The following is a 17,393-nucleotide window of genomic DNA, read 5'->3' as shown; positions in this document are numbered from 1 at the left end:
AGGCTATCGGCTACCGGCAGGTAGTCCGGCATCGGCGGAGGCATGTCACATCCGGACGGGCATGATCGGGTGATGCGGGCCTTTCTCGACCAGCTCCGGCGCGATGTGGACGGCGACGTTCTCGACGACCCAGCCAGCCGGGCCCTGTACTCGGCGGACGCGTCGAACTACCGGCACGTGCCACGGGTGATCGTCCGTCCACGCACGACGGACGCGGTGGTCGCGGCCGTCGGGCTGGCCGCGGAGCACCGCGTGCCGATCACGAGCCGCGGCGCGGGGACGTCCATCGCGGGCAACGCGTGCGGCACCGGGCTGGTGATCGACTTCAGCCGGTACCTGACCGCGTTCGAGATCTCCGGCGACCGCGCGTTCGTCCAACCGGGAGCGGTGCTCGACAAGATCAACGCACAGGCCGGCGCCTACCTGTTCGGCCCGGACCCGTCGACGCACTCGCGCTGCACGATCGGCGGGATGATCGGCAACAACGCGTGCGGCGCGCACTCGGTGAGGTGGGGCAAGACCAGCGAGAACGTCGCGAACCTGAACGTCCTCACCGTCGACGGCCGCCGGTTCGACACCACGGACCCACCTCAGCTCGCACTCCCCGCGCACGACCCGGCGTGGTTCCCGCAGCTCAGCCGCCGGGTCAGCGGGTACGCGCTGGACGCCCCGACGCTCACGCAGCAGCTGGTCGGCACCGAGGGCACCTGTGTGGTGCTGCTGGGCGCGGAGCTGAAGCTGGTGCGCAGGCCGGAGCGCCGCGTCCTGGTCGTGCTGGGCTTCGCGGACACCTACGAGGCCGCCGACCAGGTCACCCAGATCGAGGACGCGCTCGCGATCGAGGGCCTCAACGAGGCGCTGGTGCACAGCGTCCGCACCCGCCCCGACCTGCCGGAGGGCCGCAGCTGGCTGTTCGTCGAGGTGGAGGACCACCCGGAACGCGTCGCCAGGATCACCAAGAACTCGATGGTCGTCCACGACCCCGCGCACCAGCGGGCGCTGTGGCGGATCCGCGAGGACGGCGCCGGTCTCGCCACCCGCATGGCCGACGGCAGCGAGGCCTGGTCGGGCTGGGAGGACTCGGCCGTCCCGCCCGAACGGCTCGGCACGTACCTGCGCGAGTTCGACCAGTTGCTCACGAGGTATGGCCGGCGCGGCATCACCTACGGCCACTACGGCGAGGGCTGCATCCACGTCCGCATCGACTTCGACCTGGCCAACGGGTACCGCGAATTCATGCAGGACGCCGCCGACCTGGTCGTCAGCCACGGCGGCAGCCTGTCGGGCGAGCACGGCGACGGCCAGGCGCGGTCCGAGCTGCTCAGCCGCATGTACCCGCCCGCGGCGATCCAGGCGTTCCGCGAGTTCAAGCACGCCTTCGACCCGCGGAACCTGCTCAACCCCGGCCGGATCGTGGAGCCGCTGAAGCTCGACGACGACCTGCGGATCCTCGTCGCACCACCGAAGATCCCGACCCGTGCGGAGTTCGCGAACGACACGCGGCGGTGCGTCGGTGTCGGCAAGTGCCTGAACACCAAGGGCGGCGTGATGTGCCCGAGCTACCGCGTCACGAAGGAGGAGAAGCACTCCACACGAGGGCGCGCGCACCTGTTGTTCGAGATGCTCAACGGCGACGTGATCAAGGGCGGCTGGCGGTCGCCGGAGGTGGCGGAGGCGCTGGACCTCTGCCTGGGCTGCAAGGGCTGCAAACGCGACTGCCCGGTCGACGTCGACATGGCGAGCTACAAGGCCGAGTTCCTGCACGAGCACTACAAGGGACGGCTCCGGCCACGCGCGCACTACGCGATGGGCTGGCTGCCGACGTGGCTGAAGTACGGTCTGGTCAACAGGTTCACCGCGAAGCTCGGCCGGTTCGCCGGGATCACCCCGGAACGAGCGCTGCCGACGCAGACCACCCGCCTCGTCCGCCAGCTGCACCCGATCGGCGAGGGCGACCCCGTCCTGCTGTTCCCCGACACGTTCACGAACTTCTTCGAACCGGGCGTCGGCCTCGACGCCGCGAACGTGCTGGCACACCTCGGGAACCGCGTCGAGGTGCCGTCCGCGAACGTCTGCTGTGGACTGACGTGGCACTCGACGGGTCAGCTCTCCCAGGCCCGCCGGGTGCTCGAACGCACCGCGCGTGCGTTGCTGCCGTGGACGAGCCAGGGCGTGCCGGTGATCGGCCTGGAGCCGAGCTGCACGGCGTTCCTGCGGGCGGAGGCCCCGAAGCTGTCGCAGGAACCCGCCGTACAAGCGCTTGCGCGCGCCACCAGGACGTTCGCCGAGCACGTCGCGCCGAAGCTGCCCGAGGTGGAGGGCACCCGCGAGGCCGTCGTGCAGACCCACTGCCACCAGTACGCGGAGCTCGGCTTCGACCGCGACCGCGAGGCCATGGCCAAGGCGGGGCTCAAGCCGAAGGTCGTCGAGGGCTGCTGCGGACTGGCCGGCAACTTCGGGTTCGAGAAGGGCCACTACGACGTGTCGATCGCGTGCGCGGAGCAGGACCTGCTGCCGGCGTTGCGGGACAACGAGGACGCGCTGGTGATCGCGGACGGCTTCAGCTGCCGCACGCAGATCCGCCACACCACCGAACGCAAACCCGTCCACCTGGCCAGCGCGCTCGCGGCCCGCCTGGGTGTGATTTACCGCTGACTAACCGCGCCCGGCCAGTGTCGTGCGCATGCAGAAGAGGATGGGTGCCGCCGTGCTGGCGGCCGCCGCGATCGCCATGACGTTCACCGGTGCCGCGCACGCCGAGACGAACCCGAAGTGCCCGAGCGGTGTCACGCAGATCGGTTCGACCAAGTACCTGAAGAGCGGCGGCGAGACCGTCGCCTCCGTGAAGCAGTTCAAGGGGTGCAACAAGAACTGGGCGTACGTCTACGTCTGGGACACGTGGCGTGCCAAGCACAAGGACTTCTACCTGCGCGCCGCCATCTGGACCCGCACCGGCCCCGAGGCCATCGACTACAACGGCGGCGCGCGCGGTCAGCAGGAGGTGTGGTCCAACGGCGCCAACACCCTCAGCCAGTGCACTTACGCCGTGGGCGACGTCCTCTGGCAGTCCGGCACCGACCTCCACGGTTCCACCGACGAACGCTGCTAGTCGCGGTCCAGCACCGAGTCCTTCGAGGTCTCGCGCATGAACCCGTAGACGAGCAGAGAGATCAGCACGCAGCCGGCAACGTAGTAGTAGAACAGTGATTCCGCGCCGGCCTGCTTGAACAACAACGCCACGGTCTCGGCCGTGCCCCCGAAGATCGCGACGGTGAGCGCGTAGGGCAGGCCGACACCGAGGGCGCGGATGTTCGTCGGGAACAGCTCGGCCTTCACGATCGCGTTGATCGACGTGTACCCGGTGACGATCACCAGGCCGCCCAGCATCAACAGGAACGCGGGCAGCACCTCGGAGGTACGGGCCAGCGCCGACAGCAACGGCACCGTGGCGAGCGTCCCGAGCACGCCGAACCCGAGCAGCAGCGGACGCCGGCCGATCCGGTCCGACAACGCGCCCGCGAGCGGTTGCAGCACCACGAACACCAGCAGCGCGGCGAAGTTGATCCAGCTGACCGTCGCGGCGTCGATCTTGCTGGTGTTCACCATGAACTTCTGCAGGTACGTCGTGAACGTGTAGAACGCGACCGTGCCACCCAGCGTCAGGCCCACGACGAGCAGGCACTCCTTGGGGTGCTTCAGCAACGCCCTGAAGGTGCCCTTGTCCGGGTTCTCCTTCTGCTTCTCGAAGTTCGCCGACTCGTCCATGCCGCGCCGCAGCCACATCACGACGATCGCCCCGGCCGCGCCGATGACGAACGCGATCCGCCAGCCCCACTCCATCATCTCGGTCTTGGAGAGGAACTGCTGCAACACGATCTGCACGCCCAGCGCCACCAGCTGCCCGGCCGTCAGCGTCACGTACTGAAAGCTGGAGTAGAAACCGCGGCGCGCGGGAGAGGCCACTTCGGACAGATAGGTCGCCGAGGTCGCGTACTCACCACCGACCGACAAGCCCTGCAACAACCGCGCCAGCACCAGCAGAACCGGCGCCGCCACACCGATGGTCGCGTACGACGGGGTCAGCGCGATGATCAACGACCCGAACGCCATCAGCGTGACGGACAACGTCAGCGCAGCACGGCGTCCGTGCCGGTCGGCGTACCGGCCGAGCAGCCAGCCACCCAGCGGGCGCATGAGGAAGCCGACTGCGAACACGGCGGCGGTGTTGAGCAGCTGCGCGGTCTGGTCGCCCTGGGGGAAGAACGCGGCCGCGAAGTAGATGCTGAACGCGGTGTAGGCGTACCAGTCGTACCACTCGATCAAGTTCCCGACTGACCCGCGCAGCACGTTCGCCACCACACGGCGTTCGCTGCTCTTCTCCTGAACGACTGTCATGCCGGACACCATCTCGGCGGCCTCGCACCCGTCACAACCTGGGCCGAGGCTTCTTTACAGTCACTTAAGCGCGTCGGTACACGCGGGCAACAGTCGTTATGACCGATACTGCTCCCATGCGGGTGCTGTTGGTCGAAGACGACGACGGTGTCGCCGATGCCCTGGTGGAAGCGCTGCGGGCGAACGGCCACCGGCCCTCCCGCGTGCGCAGGGGTGCCGACGCGCTGATCGCCCATCGCGATGCGGACGTGGTGCTGCTCGACCTCGGCCTGCCCGACCAGGACGGCCTGGAGGTGCTGCGCAAGCTCCGCAAGATCGACCCGGTGCCCGTGCTCGTGCTGACCGCCCGTGGCGACGAGCGCACGGTGGTGCGCGGGCTGCGGCTGGGAGCGGACGATTACCTGGTCAAGCCGGTGCGGCTGGCCGAGTTGCTGGCGCGCATCGACGCGGTGGCGCGGCGCAGCGCGGCCCGGTCGCAGGAACCGGACGAGCTCGTGCGGGTGTCCGATGTGGAGATCGACCTGCAGAGCCGTCAGGTCGTGGTCGGCGGGCGCGAGATCTCGTTGACCACCAAGGAGTTCGACGTGCTGGCGGTGCTGGCGCGCAGGCCGGGCACGGCGGTGAGCCGGCAGCAGCTGATGGACGAGGTGTGGGGCAACGCGTTCGTGGCGGTGTCGCGGACGCTCGACGTGCACCTGACCCAGTTGCGCGCCAAGCTCGACCGGCCAGGGCTGCTGCACACGATCCGCGGTTTCGGCTACCGGCTCGGTGAATAGATGCGGCAACGGCTTCTGTTGGTGCTGCTGCTGTTCTCGCTCTCGGCCGTGACGGCGTTCGCCTTCCCGTTGCTGATGAGCACGGCCTCGGAGCGCACCCAGCAGTTCGTGATCAGCCGCACCGCCGACCTGGACCGCTTCGCCACGCTGCCCGTCGACGTCGTCGTGTCCGAGGCGGAGCGCTACGCCGAGGTCTACGGCGAGGAGATCGTGGTGGTCGACGCGGCCGGCACGCCCGTCGTGGAGTCGGGCATGACGGCGGAGGACGTGTCCGCGCAGATCGACGCGGCGCTGCGCAACCAGCCCGCCGCGCCCGTGCCGACCGTGTTGCCGTGGAGCGGTGGCGACGTGCTGTTCGCGCGGCCGGTCGGGATCGGCACGAAGGTCGCGGGTGCCGTGGTGCTGCGGGCCTCCACCCGCGTGGCCGCGCTCGACGTGGCGCGGCGCTGGGCGATCGTGCTGGCCGGGGCGTTGCTGGCGGCCTGCGCGTGCGTGCTGCTGGCGTTCGTCGTCTCCCGCTGGCTGATCAGGCCGTTGAAGGAACTGGACCGGGGCGTGCGGGCGGTCGCCGAGGGCCAGCGGCGCACCCACGTCGCCGACACCGCGGGACCGGCGGAGCTCAGGGCGTTGTCGGAGTCGTTCAACCGCATGTCCGACGCCGTCGCCGAGGCCGCGGACCAGCAGCGGCGACTGATCGCCGATGCCTCGCACCAGCTGCGCAACCCCATGGCGGCACTGCGGTTGCGCGTCGACATGCTGCCGTCCAACGGCTCGTTGCTGACCGAGGTCGAACGCCTGGAGTCGTTGCTGGACGGCCTTCTGGCGCTGGCCTCTGCCGAGAGCACCGCCACCGAACGCGCTGCGGGCGGCGTCGAACCCGAGCTCGCCGACCTGCAGGTCGTGGCGCACGACCGGGTCGACGCGTGGCGCGCCGCGGCCCAGTCCGAGGGTGTCACGATCACCATCGACGACCGCGCGCCCGGACTCGTGCGCTGTGCGGTGTCGGACCTCGCGCAGGTGCTGGACGTGGTGCTGGACAACGCCATCAAGTACGGCGGCACGGAGGTCGTCGTGGTGTGCGACCGCGCGACGCTGACCGTGCGCGACAACGGCCCCGGATTGTCCAAAAAGGACATCAAGCACGCCACCGAACGGTTCTGGCGCGGCGACGACACCCGGCGCGGCACGGGTCTGGGCCTCGCGATCGCGGAACGCATCGTCACCGCGCACGACGGGAAGCTGAGGCTGCACACCGACAACGGCCTGGTCGTCACGGTGGAACTGCCGAAGGAGCCACTGCTGTGAGGCGCCGGACGTTCCTGCTGGGCGCCCTCGCCCTCACCGCTTGCGGCTCCTCCGAACCCGACGGCACGATCAGGATCGCGGGCGGCGAGCCCGGCGGTTTCTACAACGACTTCGCCGCGCTGATCTCGCGCCTGTCCCCCGCCCCGCTGACGATCACCCCGATCGAGACCGGCGGCAGCGCGGACAACCTCAAACACCTGCGCGAAGGCACCGCCGACATCGGTCTCTCGTTGAGCGACAGCGCCCACATGGAACCGGGTCTCGTAGCCCTGGGCCGCGTCTACGAGAACTACTTGCAGCTCGTCGTCCTGAAGTCCTCGCCCTACACCTCCGCCGCCGACCTGATCGGCAGGCCGGTGTCGCTGGGCGCCGACGGCTCCGGCGCCGCCCTGCAGGGGTCACGCCTCGCGCTGGGCGTGCAGGAGGAGCACTACCCGTTGCGCAACGCCGTCGACGCCCTGAAAGCGGGCGAGATCGCCGCCCTGCTGTGGTCCGGCGGCGTCCCGACCCCGGAGCTCGACAAGGCCAGCGGGATCAGGCTGCTGCCACTGGACGGCTTCCTGCCGAGGCTGCGCCAGGACTACGGCAAGGTCTACGAACGCGTGGACGTCCGCATGGGCGTCTACGGCTCCCCCGCCGACGTCCCCACGATCGGCACGCCGAACCTGCTGGTGTGCCGCCCCGACCTGAGCGCGGAGTTCGCGGGCGCCGTCGTGCGGCTGCTCGTGGGCAGGGCCGCCGAACTGGTGCCGGACCAGGCGCTCGGCACCCAGTACCTCGACGTGCGCAGTCTCATCGACACGGGCAAAGTGCCCCTGCACCCTGGCGCGGCGGCGGAATACCGGAGGCTCCACGGATGATCATCACGATGGCGTCGATCTCGCTGGACGGGTTCATGGAGGGGCCCGACCACGACCTCAGCTGGCACGTGGTCGACGACGAGCTTCACGAGCACTTCAACACCGGGCTCGCGCGGATGAGCAGGTTCATCGACGGCCGCCGCAACCACGAGACGATGGTCGAGACGTGGCCGCACACCGACGCGCATCCCGAGTGGCCACGACCGATGCACGACTTCGGCCGCATCTGGCGGGACATGCCCAAGATCGTCTACTCGCGCACGCTGGAGACGATCGACTGGAACACCACGGTCCAGCGCGAGATCGTGCCCGACGAGATCAGGGCGTTGCCCGGCGACAGCATGGTCGGCGGCGCGCAGCTGGTGGGCTCGTTCTTCGAGCACGGCCTGATCGACGAGGTCCGGCTCTACCTGAACCCGGTCGCGATCGGCGCGGGCACGCCGTTCTTCAAACAGCCGATCGCCCTGGCACTGAAGAGCACCAGGGCGTTCGGGTCAGGTGTGGTCGAGCTGGTCTACGGCAGGCCCTAGGGAAGTCTCTGCCCCAGCACCAGTGCGGCCGCGGCGGCGAACATCGCCGTCATCGTGCCGAGCAGCAGCCACGGCTTCGACGCGTCGGCCTGCTTCTTCTCGTAACCGATCTGCTCGCCGAGCGTGTCGTAGACGCGGCGCAGTTCCTCGGCGGACGCGGCCTTGAAGAACTCGCCGCCGGAGATCTTCGCGATCTCCTTCATCGAGTCGTCGTCGACGGGCACGGACTGCTGCCGTCCCTCGATGTCGACCACGCCGTCCTCGGTGCCGAACGAGATCGTGGAGATCGGGATCCCGGCCTTCTTCGCGTCCTCGGCCGCGTCGAACGCCTTGCGGGTGCCGACGGTCTCCTTGCCGTCCGTCATCAGCACGATGCGGGCGGGCGGTGGTCCCTCGGCTCCGCCGACGACCTTGCCGAACGAGTCGATCGACGCCATCGCGGCCACCAGCGCGTCACCCGTGGCGGTCGACTGGGCGAGCTTGAGCCCGTCGATCGACTGCGTGACGGCGGCACGGTCCGTGGTCGGCGCGACCAGCACGGTCGCGGAGCCGGCGAACGAGATCAGGCCGAGGTTGATGCCCGGCGTGAGGCCCTCGGCGAACGACTTGGCGGCCACCTGCGCGGCCTCCAGCCTCGACGGCTTGACGTCGGTGGCCTTCATCGACAGCGACACGTCGACCACCAGCATCACGGTCGCCCGGTTGCGCGGCACCCGCTGCTCGGACGTCGGGCCGGCCAGTGCGACCGTCAGCAACGCGAGCGCGGCCAGCAGGAACGCCGCCGGGACGTGCCGCGACCAGCGTTCCCGCTTGGGCGCGACCTTCTCCAGCAGCTCCAGGTTCGTGAACCGCAGCACCCGCTTGCGCCGGACCCGTTGCGCCACCACGTATCCGGCGGTGAGCAGGCCCACCGCGAGCAGCAGCAGGAACCACAGCGGGGCGACGAAGTTCGAGAAGCTCATGCGACACCCCCAGACCAGCGGCGCTTGCGCGCCACCACGAAACGAACCGTGTCCGCGATCCAGTCCGAGTCGGTCCGCAGCACCAGGTGCCCGGCGCCCGCACGACGCAGGCCGGCCGCCACCTCGCCCCGGTGTTCCGCGGCCGCGGCGTTGAACTCCTTGCGCAGCAAGGCGGACGCGGTCACCTCGCGCTGCCGGCCGCTCTCCGGGTCGGACAGCACCACGGTGCCGACCTCGGGCAGGTCGACGTCACGCGGGTCCACGACCTCGATGGCCACGATGTCGTGGCGCGCGGACAGGGCGCGCAACGGCCGTTGCCACTCCATGCCGCCGAGGAAGTCGGAGACCACCACGATCAGGCCACGCCGGCGCGGGGGCCGCCGCAGCTGTTCGAGCAACGCCGCCAGGTCGCCTCGGGTGCCCTCGGGCGCCCGGTCGATCTCGGCGATCTTGCGGATCATGCCGCGCGCGTGCGCCAGTCCACCGCGCGCCGGGATCCGGACGTTGTCGGCACCCGTCGAGACCGCGGCGCCGATCCGGTTGCCGCCGCCGCGCGTCAGGTGCGCGACCGCGGCCGTCGCGGCGATGGCCAGATCACGCTTCTCGCACGCGGCGGTGCCGAAGTCGAGCGACGGCGACAGGTCGATCGCCATCCACGTCTCCAGCTCGCGGTCGGCGACCGTCTCGCGGATGTGCGGGATCGTCGTGCGGGCCGTGACCGCCCAGTCCATCCTGCGCACGTCGTCGCCGGGCTGGTAGGTGCGCGCCTCGCCCGGTTCGGTGCCCGGCCCCGGCACGAGGCCGAGGTGGTTGCCCTGCAGCAGGCCGTCGAGCCGGCGCCGGACGTCGAGCTCCAGCATGCGCAGTGCGGCTTCCATCCGGACGCCGCGCAGGACGGGCGGCGCCCAGGAAGGACGCTCTTCTGCTTGCTCCCGGCTCACGGCCTACCAGCCGGAACCGGCTGCTGCGGACGGGCCGACACCTGCGGCAACGGCACGATCTGCAGCACACGGGTGATGATGTGGTCCAGCGGCACGCCGTCGGCCAGCGCGTCGTAGGAGAGCACCAGGCGGTGACGCAGCACGTCCGGGACGACGTCCACGACGTCCTGCGGCAGCACGTAGTCACGGCCGCGCACGAGCGCGAGGCCACGCGCGGCGGCGATGATGCCGAGCGACGCACGCGGCGAGGCACCGTAGGCGACCCAGCCGGCGACGTCGGTGAGGCCGTGCTCACCGGGCGCGCGGGTCGCGATCACGAGGCGTACCACGTAGTCGACGAGCGCGTGGTGGACGAAGACGCGCGACGCCACGCCCTGCAGGCGCACCAGCTCCTCCGGCGAGAGGACCTGGTTCGGCGTGGGCGCCTCGACGCCCATGCGGTAGACGATCTCGCGTTCTTCCTCGGCGGTCGGGTACTCGACCTGGATCTTGAACAGGAACCTGTCGCGCTGCGCCTCCGGCAGCGGGTACACGCCCTCGTTCTCGATCGGGTTCTGCGTCGCCAGCACCAGGAACGGGTTCGGCATCGGGAACGTGCGGCCACCGATGGACACGTGCCGCTCGGCCATGACCTCGAGCATCGCCGACTGCACCTTGGCGGGCGCGCGGTTGATCTCGTCGGCGAGCACGAAGTTCGCGACGACGGGACCGAGCTCGACGTCGAACGTCTCGGTGGACTGGCGGTAGATGCGGGTGCCGAGGATGTCGGCGGGCACCAGGTCGGGCGTGAACTGCACGCGGGAGAACGAACCACCCACAACGCGGGCGAACGTCTCGACGGCGAGCGTCTTCGCGACACCCGGCACACCTTCGAGCAGCAGATGGCCCTTGGCCAGCAGACCCACGAGCATCCGCTCGACGAGCCGGTCCTGGCCGACGATGACCCGCTTCACCTCGAACACGGTGCGTTCGAGCAGCTGGGCGTCACGAGCCGGGGTGACGGGCGCCGATGCGTTCGGCGTTGCCTCGGCGGCGGGCTCGGTCACGTGCGGGCCTCCATGCAGAACAGGGTTTTACCGATCGTTGAACAGTCTTACCCCTCGCCTGTTCAACCGCTGTGAAGGGTGTCCAGGTCGGCGGGCGTGTCGACGTCCCTCGCCTCACCGGGCAAAGCGGACACTTCGACGGGGTGCAGTGCCAGCAGAGTCTTGCGCAACGGCAGGTTCCGCGACTCTTCGGGTAGGGCTTCACGCAGCTCAGCGACGTTCCAGTAGCCGATCAGCCACTGCACGCGGTCGTCCTTCAGCACGGCGTTGCGGCCGGCTTCGCGCAGTCTCGCGATCGTGTCCTTCGTGAGGCCGGGCTGGTCCACGGCGAGCACGGCGACCCAGTCCTCGGTGATCTCCGCCAGTCCGGCAGCCAGACCGGCGAGCGGGCCTCCGCCGGGTGGGTCCTCACGCGCCCAGACGACACCGGGAAGATCCTTCTCCGGTCCCACAACGACTTTCTGCACGGCGTCGTCCACAACGGACAGCACGTGGTCGAGCAGTGTCGCGTCCCGATAGGACAGTTCCGCCTTGTCGACGCCACCGAGCCGCTCACCCTTGCCGCCGGTGAGGATGATCGCCGCGTACGTCATGACCGTCCTCCGATGTGCGCCGCGACGCCTTCCAGGAACAGGTGCAGGCCGAAGTCGAACTCCGCGGCCATGTCGTCCGCGTCGAGGAGGTCGTCCACGTCGAAGACACCGGCCGCGACGATCTTCGCGAGCGCAGGCATCCGGTGCGGGTCGACGATCTCCCGCAGCCGCTGCCCGTACTGACGGCTGAACTGGGCCGGGTCGCTCTCGAACCCCTGCGTCAGCGCGACGCTCAGCCACGCCTCGCCGTGCACGAACGTCATCAGGCTCATCACCACGCCGACCTTCTCCCCCGGCTGGAGCGGGGTGTCGTCGAGCGCTCCGAGGGCGCTGTCGAACCAGGCGAGGCTCTTGGGGCCGCTCGGCGGGCCGTTCAGGGGGATCTGCAGGAACCACGGGCGCACGCGGATGCCCGCCAGCAGCGCCTTCGCCCAGACCTCGAACTTGTCGCGCCACCCGCCGTCCGGCAGCGGGGGCGGGTCGTCGAACGCGGCGTCGGCCATCAGCTGGAGCAGCTCGTCCTTGCTCTTCACGTGCCGGTAGAGCGCCATCGTCGCGTTGCCCATCTCCTGCGCGACGCGGGCCATCGACACGGCGGCGAGCCCCTCGGCGTCCGCGATCGCGATGGCGGCCCTCGTGATGTCGGCGGCGTCGATGGTCGGCTTGCGCCCCCTCTTCATGCCCCCTAGTCAAACAGATGCGTATGTCATACGCTAATTCAGGTTTTGCGTATGAGATACGCATAAAGGGGGTTCGATGATCGTCGAGACAGAGGGTCTGACGAAGAGATACGGGTCAGCCACGGTGCTGACCGGGCTGGACCTGAAGGTCGCGGAGGGGTCCGTGCTCGCGTTGCTCGGGCCCAACGGCGCCGGCAAGACCACCACGATCCGCATCCTGAGCACGCTGACCAGGCCCGATGGCGGGACAGCGCGCGTGTGCGGGTTCGACGTGGCACGGGAGGCCACCGCTGTTCGCGGCGTGATCAGCCTGACCGGGCAGTACGCGGCGGTGGACGAGGAGCAGACCGGGCGCGAGAACCTGGTCATGATCGCCCGGCTACGTCGTTTCGCGAGGTCGGCGGCTCGTGGTCGGGCCGTCGAGCTGCTGGAGCGGTTCGGTCTGACCGACGCCGCGGACCGCCGGGTGCGCACCTACTCCGGCGGCATGCGGCGGCGCCTGGACCTGGCGATGAGCCTGGTGGCACAGCCGCGGCTGCTGTTCCTGGACGAGCCGACCACCGGCCTCGACCCGGTCAGCCGCACGACCATGTGGGACGCGATCGGCGACCTGGTGCGCGACGGCGTGACGATCTTCCTCACCACGCAGTACCTGGAAGAGGCCGATCGGCTCGCCGACCGGATCGTGGTGCTGCACAACGGAAGTGTCGTCGCGGACGGCACCGCGGACGCGTTGAAGAACTCGGTCGGCGGCGCCCGCCTGGACCTGACCTTCTCCTGCGCCGAGGACGTGTCGCGAGCTTTGGCCGTGGTCGGCGGGGTGGCCGGCGGGCGGACGCTGAGCGTGCCGTCCGACGGCAGCGCGGCTCATCTGCACCGCGTGCTGGACGACCTGCGGGTGGCGCGGGTGGGCGTGCTGCGGGTGTCCGCGCACCGCCCGACCCTGGACGACGTGTTCACCTCGTTGACGGCGGTGGCCGCATGACCGCCTCGCTGACGATGGTCGGCCGCAGCGTCCGGCTGAGCCGCCGCAACCTCGACACCCTGATCATGGCGATCGTGCTGCCGGTGCTGATGATGGCGTTGTTCGTCTACGTGTTCGGCGGCGCGATCAGCTCAACGCAGTCCTATGTGGACTACGTGGTGCCCGGCATCCTCGTGCTGTGCACGGGTTATGGCGCCACGTCCACCGCGATGTCGGTGGCCGACGACATGAAGAAGGGCGTGGTCGACCGGTTCCGCTCGATGCCGATCAGCGGCTTCTCCGTGCTGACCGGCCACGTCCTCGCCTCGGTCGCCCGCAACGCCCTGGCGACGTTCGCGGTGGTGCTGGTGGCGTTGCTGATGGGCTTCCGCCCGACCGCGTCGCTCGGCTCGTGGGTCCTCGCGATGGGTCTGCTGCTGCTCTACGTGCTGGCGTTGTCGTGGCTCGCGGCGGGCTTCGGCGTGATCGCGGGCAGCGTCGAGTCGGCCGGCCTGCTCGGGTTCTTCATGCTGTTCGTCCCGTACCTGAGCAGCGCTTTCGTACCGGTGGCGACGATGCAGCCCTGGCTGCGCGCCGTCAGCGAGCACCAGCCGATCACGCCGGTCATCGAGACCGTGCGCGCGTTCCTGAACGACCAGCCCGTGACGTCCGGCTGGCTCGCGCTGGCGTGGTCGGGCGGACTGCTCGTGGTGGCCTTCCTGTGGTCCACCTGGCTGTTCGGGCGGATCAGCCGCCGTTGAGGTGCGCGGCGTCGAGGCGGGTGAGCTCCTCGGTCGTGAGGCCGAGCCGCCCCGCCTCGACGTTCTCCCGCAGGTGAGCCGGATCGCCGGTGCCGGGGATGACCAGCACGTGCGGCCCCCGCGCGAGCGTCCACGCCAGCCGGACCTGCGACGGCGACGCGCCGTGGGCCTGAGCGACCTCGGTGACCACGTCGTCGTCGGCCGACGTCCCCGCCTCCTGGTTGGCGCCGGCCAGCGCGAAGAACGGCACGAACGCGATCCCCCGCTCCCCGCACACACCGACGAAGTCGTCGTGCTCGGCGTGATGCCCGAGCCCGTAGGAGTTCTGCACGCACACGACCTCGGCTATCCGCTGCGCCTGGTCGAGGTGGTGCGGCTTCACGTTGGACAACCCGAGGTGCCGGATCAGCCCGTCCTGCTGCAGCGCCGCGAGCTGCTCGAAGTGCGCGCTCACATCGTCCAGCCCGCTCACCCGCAGGTTGACCACGTCGAGGTGGTCGCGGCCGAGCTGCCGCAGGTTCTCCTCGACCTGCCCCTTGAGCTGCCGCGGCGTGGCGAGCGGCAACCACTCCCCCTGCGGTGTGCGGCCGGGCCCGACCTTGGTGACGATCACCAGGTCCTCCGGGTACGGCGCGAGCGCGCTGTTGATCAGCTCGTTCGCCGACCGCGTGGCGGAGAAGTAGAAGGCGGCGGTGTCGATGTGGTTCACCCCGAGCTCGACGGCCTGGCGGAGCACCTCGATCGCCTGCGCGCGGTCCCGCGGCTGCGCCCGGCGGTCGAACGCCGTCCCGCGCTGCGGCAGTCGCATCGCGCCGAACCCGATCCGGTTCACGGTGAGGTCACCCAGTCGCCACGTCATCGTGCCCACTGTGCCAGCCTTGGCGGCGTGGAACTGTTCACCCGCTCCGAGGCCGAGGCCGAACTCCTGCGCCTGCTGCCGGTCCTGGACGAGATCGTGCGCCTGCGCGCCGACGCCGCCGAGCTGGCCGCCGGCGAGTCCCCTCTGGGTGGGCTTCCGGAGTTCAAGGCGGCGCAGGCCCGGCTGGACGAGCTGATGGAGACCGTGCAGGGGACAGGGGCGGAGCTGAAGGGCTTCGCGCCGTTGCTCGTGGACTTCCCGTCGGAGAGGGACGGTGTGCCGGTGCTGCTGTGCTGGCTGGAGGGTGACCGCGAGCTGGCCTGGTACCACCGGACGGATCTGGGGTTCGCGGGCCGCCGCCCGCTGTGATCTTCGCTCGGTGACCGGATCCGTCCGCTCCTCGCCCGGCTCGTGCCTCGTGCCCGCGTCCGGCACCGACCAGGCTGAGGGTCATGAAGCGAGCATTGATCGTCATCGACGTGCAGGAGTCGTTCCGCCAGCGCCCCAACTGGGCCGAGGTGTCCAACCCGGACGTGGTCGGCAAGGTGAACCAGCTGGTCGACATGAGCCGCGACGCCGGTGACCTCGTCGTGTGGGTGCTGCACTCCGAACCCGGCTCCGGCGACGTGTTCGACCCCGCGCTGGGGCACGTGCGGCTGATCGACGGGCTCAAGCCGCTCGACGACGAGCCGGTGCTGACCAAGACCGCGCACAACGCGTTCACCACGACGAACCTTCAGCAGACGCTGACGCAGCGTGGTGTGCGGGAGCTGCTGGTCAGCGGCATTCGGACCGAGCAGTGCTGCGAGACGACCACGCGGGTCGGGTCGGACCTCGGGTTCGACATGACGTTCGTGACGGACGCGACCGCCACCATGCCGTTGCCGCACTGGCGGACCGGGAAGGTGCTCGGGGTCGAGCAGATCATCGAGCGGACCGAGTACGTGCTGGCGGGCCGGTTCGCGCGGATCTCGGATGTCGCTACGCTGACCGGATCGTGACCAGAGTCGTCTTCCTGCTCGTTCCTGGACTGCACCTGCTCGACCTCGCGGGGCCGGCGCAGGTGTTCTCCAGCGCTGCCGACCTCGTGGACGGGTACACGCTGTCCTACGTCGGCGACATGGACACCGTGCTCAGCCATCAGGGCGTGCCGCTCGGTGCGTCGCGTGAGTTGCCCTCTCTCGACGCGGACGACCTCGTGTTCGTGCCGGGGTGGCGGTCGCCGAAGATCGCCGGGACCGGGCATTTGAGCGAACGTGCGTTGGCGTGGTTGCGCGCGCATCACGACCGTGGCGGCACGGTTGCGAGTGTGTGTGCCGGCGCGGATGCGTTGGGGCGCGCCGGTTTGCTCGACGGACGGCGTTGCACCACGCACCACGAACTCCAAGAAGAACTCGCACGGCGCTACCCCGCCGCACACGTCGTGCGTGACGTCTTGTTCGTGGAGGACGGCAGGGTTGTGACGTCCGCGGGCATCGCGAGCGGTATCGACCTGGCGTTGCACCTCGTCGCCGTGCGCCACGGGCCCACGGTCGCCGCCGCGATCGCACGCACGATGGTCATCTACGCGCGCAGGAACGGCGACGATCAGCAGGCGAGTGTGTTGCTGCGGCACCGTTCGCACATCAACGAGACCGTGCACCGCGTTCAGGACGTCATCGAGTCACGGCTCGCCGACCGCCTCTCTCTCGCGGAGCTCGCTGTGCACGCGGGGTGCAGCGAACGGACCGTGACGCGGTTGTTCGGCCGTGCGACGGGCATGACGCCGTTGAAGTACCAGCAGGCGTTGCGCGTCGAACGGGCCGAGCACCTGATCGGTCAAGGCGCCACCGTCGAGACCGCGGCGCGCAACGTGGGTTTCGAGGACGCCCGGATGTTGCGGCGGCTGCGTTCCCGCTGAGCCGCACGCGTGCGGCCGTCCACAGTCGACGGAACACCCTTGCACACCACCGGAAGCGGCCTAAGCTGGCCGCGTGACGACTCTGGCGAACCGCCCCAACACCGCGTTGCTCGTGATCGATGTGCAGAACGGCGTGGTGAACCACGCCCACAACCGCGACGAGGTCGTGGCCAACGTCGCGGCCCTCGTGGACAAGGCGCGCGCGGCCGGCGTCGACGTCGTGTGGGTGCAGCACAGCAGCGAGCACATGCCCAAGGAGTCCGACAGCTGGCAGTTCGTGTCCGAGCTCAAGCTCGCCGACGGCGAACCGGTGGTGCACAAGACCTACGCCGACTCGTTCGAGGCGACCGACCTCGAGGAGGTGCTGGCGGGCAAGGGGGTCGGCAGCCTCGTGGTGTCCGGCGCGCAGACCGACGAGTGCGTCCGCTCCACCCTGCACGGCGCGATCGTGCGCGGCTACGACGCCCTGCTGGTCAGCGACGCGCACACGACCGAGGACCTGTCGGAGTGGGGCGCCCCCACCCCGGACAAGGTCGTCGCGCACACCAACCTGTACTGGGAGAACCACACGGCGCCGGGTCGCACGGCGGGCGTGGTGAAGACCGAGGACGCGTTCAAGTCCTAGCCGGAGAACCTCTTCAGCTCGTCGGCGGTGAAGTAGTTCTGGGTCTGGTCCGTGATCCGGACGAGGATCTTCTCGCGCTCGGTGTCGAAGTGCACCACGGTGCCGACGTTGCCCGTCATCGTGCTGCCGGTGACCTGAACCGTGTCGCCGATCTTGAAATCGCCCATGGAGACCGATCGTAACGACGGGGTCCGAC

20 protein-coding genes are annotated in these 17,393 nt (G+C 69.8%); 12 read left to right on the top strand and 8 right to left on the bottom strand.

All coding sequences use genetic code 11. From position 1 onward, the window contains the following. Positions 1-72: 72 nt before the first annotated feature. Both ACSHWB_RS29225 and ACSHWB_RS29220 read left to right on the top strand, forming a co-directional pair. Positions 73-2,655: an FAD-binding and (Fe-S)-binding domain-containing protein gene (locus ACSHWB_RS29225; RefSeq protein ID WP_439656488.1), complete on the top strand. Its 2,583-nt coding sequence runs from the start codon at positions 73-75 to the stop codon at positions 2,653-2,655. 28 nt (positions 2,656-2,683) lie between these two features. Continuing rightward, positions 2,684-3,109, top strand: a complete 426-nt coding sequence (locus ACSHWB_RS29220; RefSeq protein ID WP_439656487.1) for a hypothetical protein — start codon at positions 2,684-2,686, stop codon at positions 3,107-3,109. On the opposite strand, the gene ACSHWB_RS29215 is transcribed toward ACSHWB_RS29220, so the two are convergent. Further along, complete coding sequence (locus ACSHWB_RS29215) at positions 3,106-4,395, bottom strand: MFS transporter (protein ID WP_439656486.1); 1,290 nt, start codon at positions 4,393-4,395, stop codon at positions 3,106-3,108. The genes ACSHWB_RS29220 and ACSHWB_RS29215 overlap by 4 nt on opposite strands. A gap of 116 nt (positions 4,396-4,511) precedes the next feature. Here ACSHWB_RS29215 and ACSHWB_RS29210 point away from each other — a divergent pair, with 116 nt between their 5' ends. The 4 genes from ACSHWB_RS29210 to ACSHWB_RS29195 are packed head-to-tail and all read left to right on the top strand — an operon-like array spanning position 4,512 to position 7,866. Continuing rightward, complete coding sequence (locus ACSHWB_RS29210) at positions 4,512-5,171, top strand: response regulator transcription factor (protein WP_439656485.1); 660 nt, start codon at positions 4,512-4,514, stop codon at positions 5,169-5,171. Beyond that, positions 5,172-6,476, top strand: coding sequence for an ATP-binding protein (locus tag ACSHWB_RS29205; RefSeq protein ID WP_439656484.1), 1,305 nt, complete (start codon positions 5,172-5,174; stop codon positions 6,474-6,476). After that, on the top strand, positions 6,473-7,336 hold the full coding sequence (locus ACSHWB_RS29200) for a TAXI family TRAP transporter solute-binding subunit (RefSeq protein ID WP_439656483.1): 864 nt from the start codon (positions 6,473-6,475) through the stop codon (positions 7,334-7,336). Before ACSHWB_RS29205 ends, ACSHWB_RS29200 begins: the two co-directional genes overlap by 4 nt. Further along, positions 7,333-7,866 (top strand): dihydrofolate reductase family protein, encoded by a 534-nt coding sequence (locus tag ACSHWB_RS29195; protein WP_439656482.1) that lies wholly within the window; start codon positions 7,333-7,335, stop codon positions 7,864-7,866. Before ACSHWB_RS29200 ends, ACSHWB_RS29195 begins: the two co-directional genes overlap by 4 nt. On the opposite strand, the gene ACSHWB_RS29190 is transcribed toward ACSHWB_RS29195, so the two are convergent. The 5 genes from ACSHWB_RS29190 to ACSHWB_RS29170 form a co-directional block, all read right to left on the bottom strand. After that, complete coding sequence (locus ACSHWB_RS29190) at positions 7,863-8,828, bottom strand: VWA domain-containing protein (RefSeq protein WP_439656481.1); 966 nt, start codon at positions 8,826-8,828, stop codon at positions 7,863-7,865. The genes ACSHWB_RS29195 and ACSHWB_RS29190 overlap by 4 nt on opposite strands. Beyond that, a complete protein-coding gene (locus ACSHWB_RS29185) occupies positions 8,825-9,706 on the bottom strand; it encodes a DUF58 domain-containing protein (protein ID WP_439664687.1) in 882 nt (293 codons plus the stop codon). The genes ACSHWB_RS29190 and ACSHWB_RS29185 overlap by 4 nt, the downstream gene beginning before the upstream one ends. A 59-nt stretch (positions 9,707-9,765) precedes the next feature. Further along, complete coding sequence (locus ACSHWB_RS29180; protein ID WP_093588020.1) at positions 9,766-10,815, bottom strand: AAA family ATPase; 1,050 nt, start codon at positions 10,813-10,815, stop codon at positions 9,766-9,768. A gap of 62 nt (positions 10,816-10,877) precedes the next feature. Next, entirely contained in the window at positions 10,878-11,408 is a 531-nt protein-coding gene (mobA, locus tag ACSHWB_RS29175) for a molybdenum cofactor guanylyltransferase (RefSeq protein ID WP_439656480.1), read from the bottom strand. Next, on the bottom strand, positions 11,405-12,088 hold the full coding sequence (locus ACSHWB_RS29170) for a TetR/AcrR family transcriptional regulator (RefSeq protein ID WP_439656479.1): 684 nt from the start codon (positions 12,086-12,088) through the stop codon (positions 11,405-11,407). The genes mobA and ACSHWB_RS29170 overlap by 4 nt, the downstream gene beginning before the upstream one ends. A 76-nt stretch (positions 12,089-12,164) precedes the next feature. Between ACSHWB_RS29170 and ACSHWB_RS29165 the strand changes: the two genes are divergently transcribed. Beyond that, positions 12,165-13,073 (top strand): ATP-binding cassette domain-containing protein, encoded by a 909-nt coding sequence (locus ACSHWB_RS29165; RefSeq protein WP_439656478.1) that lies wholly within the window; start codon positions 12,165-12,167, stop codon positions 13,071-13,073. Further along, positions 13,070-13,813 carry an ABC transporter permease gene (locus ACSHWB_RS29160; protein WP_439656477.1) on the top strand — a complete coding sequence of 248 codons (744 nt, stop codon included), beginning with the start codon at positions 13,070-13,072 and terminating at the stop codon, positions 13,811-13,813. The genes ACSHWB_RS29165 and ACSHWB_RS29160 overlap by 4 nt, the downstream gene beginning before the upstream one ends. Here ACSHWB_RS29160 and ACSHWB_RS29155 read toward each other — a convergent pair. Next, positions 13,800-14,672: an oxidoreductase gene (locus tag ACSHWB_RS29155; protein ID WP_439656476.1), complete on the bottom strand. Its 873-nt coding sequence runs from the start codon at positions 14,670-14,672 to the stop codon at positions 13,800-13,802. The two genes, ACSHWB_RS29160 and ACSHWB_RS29155, sit on opposite strands and share 14 nt — an antisense overlap. A gap of 27 nt (positions 14,673-14,699) precedes the next feature. On the opposite strand from ACSHWB_RS29155, the gene ACSHWB_RS29150 reads away from it, so the two are divergent. The 4 genes from ACSHWB_RS29150 (at position 14,700) to ACSHWB_RS29135 (ending at position 17,197) form a co-directional block, all read left to right on the top strand. Further along, a complete protein-coding gene (locus ACSHWB_RS29150; RefSeq protein WP_439656475.1) occupies positions 14,700-15,041 on the top strand; it encodes a DUF2203 domain-containing protein in 342 nt (113 codons plus the stop codon). A gap of 83 nt (positions 15,042-15,124) precedes the next feature. Then, complete coding sequence (locus ACSHWB_RS29145; RefSeq protein ID WP_439656474.1) at positions 15,125-15,673, top strand: isochorismatase family protein; 549 nt, start codon at positions 15,125-15,127, stop codon at positions 15,671-15,673. Continuing rightward, positions 15,670-16,572: a GlxA family transcriptional regulator gene (locus ACSHWB_RS29140; protein WP_439656473.1), complete on the top strand. Its 903-nt coding sequence runs from the start codon at positions 15,670-15,672 to the stop codon at positions 16,570-16,572. The genes ACSHWB_RS29145 and ACSHWB_RS29140 overlap by 4 nt, the downstream gene beginning before the upstream one ends. Before the next feature lie 73 nt (positions 16,573-16,645). Continuing rightward, positions 16,646-17,197, top strand: a complete 552-nt coding sequence (locus ACSHWB_RS29135) for an isochorismatase family protein (RefSeq protein ID WP_439656472.1) — start codon at positions 16,646-16,648, stop codon at positions 17,195-17,197. On the opposite strand, the gene ACSHWB_RS29130 is transcribed toward ACSHWB_RS29135, so the two are convergent. Further along, complete coding sequence (locus tag ACSHWB_RS29130; protein WP_439656471.1) at positions 17,194-17,364, bottom strand: hypothetical protein; 171 nt, start codon at positions 17,362-17,364, stop codon at positions 17,194-17,196. The two genes, ACSHWB_RS29135 and ACSHWB_RS29130, sit on opposite strands and share 4 nt — an antisense overlap. Positions 17,365-17,393: the final 29 nt, after the last annotated feature.

This window comes from Lentzea sp. HUAS TT2, assembly GCF_051853195.1.
GTDB lineage: Bacteria > Actinomycetota > Actinomycetes > Mycobacteriales > Pseudonocardiaceae > Lentzea.
The sequence above is the reverse complement of the archived record's forward strand: the minus strand, read 5'-3'. Positions and strand labels throughout refer to the sequence as shown.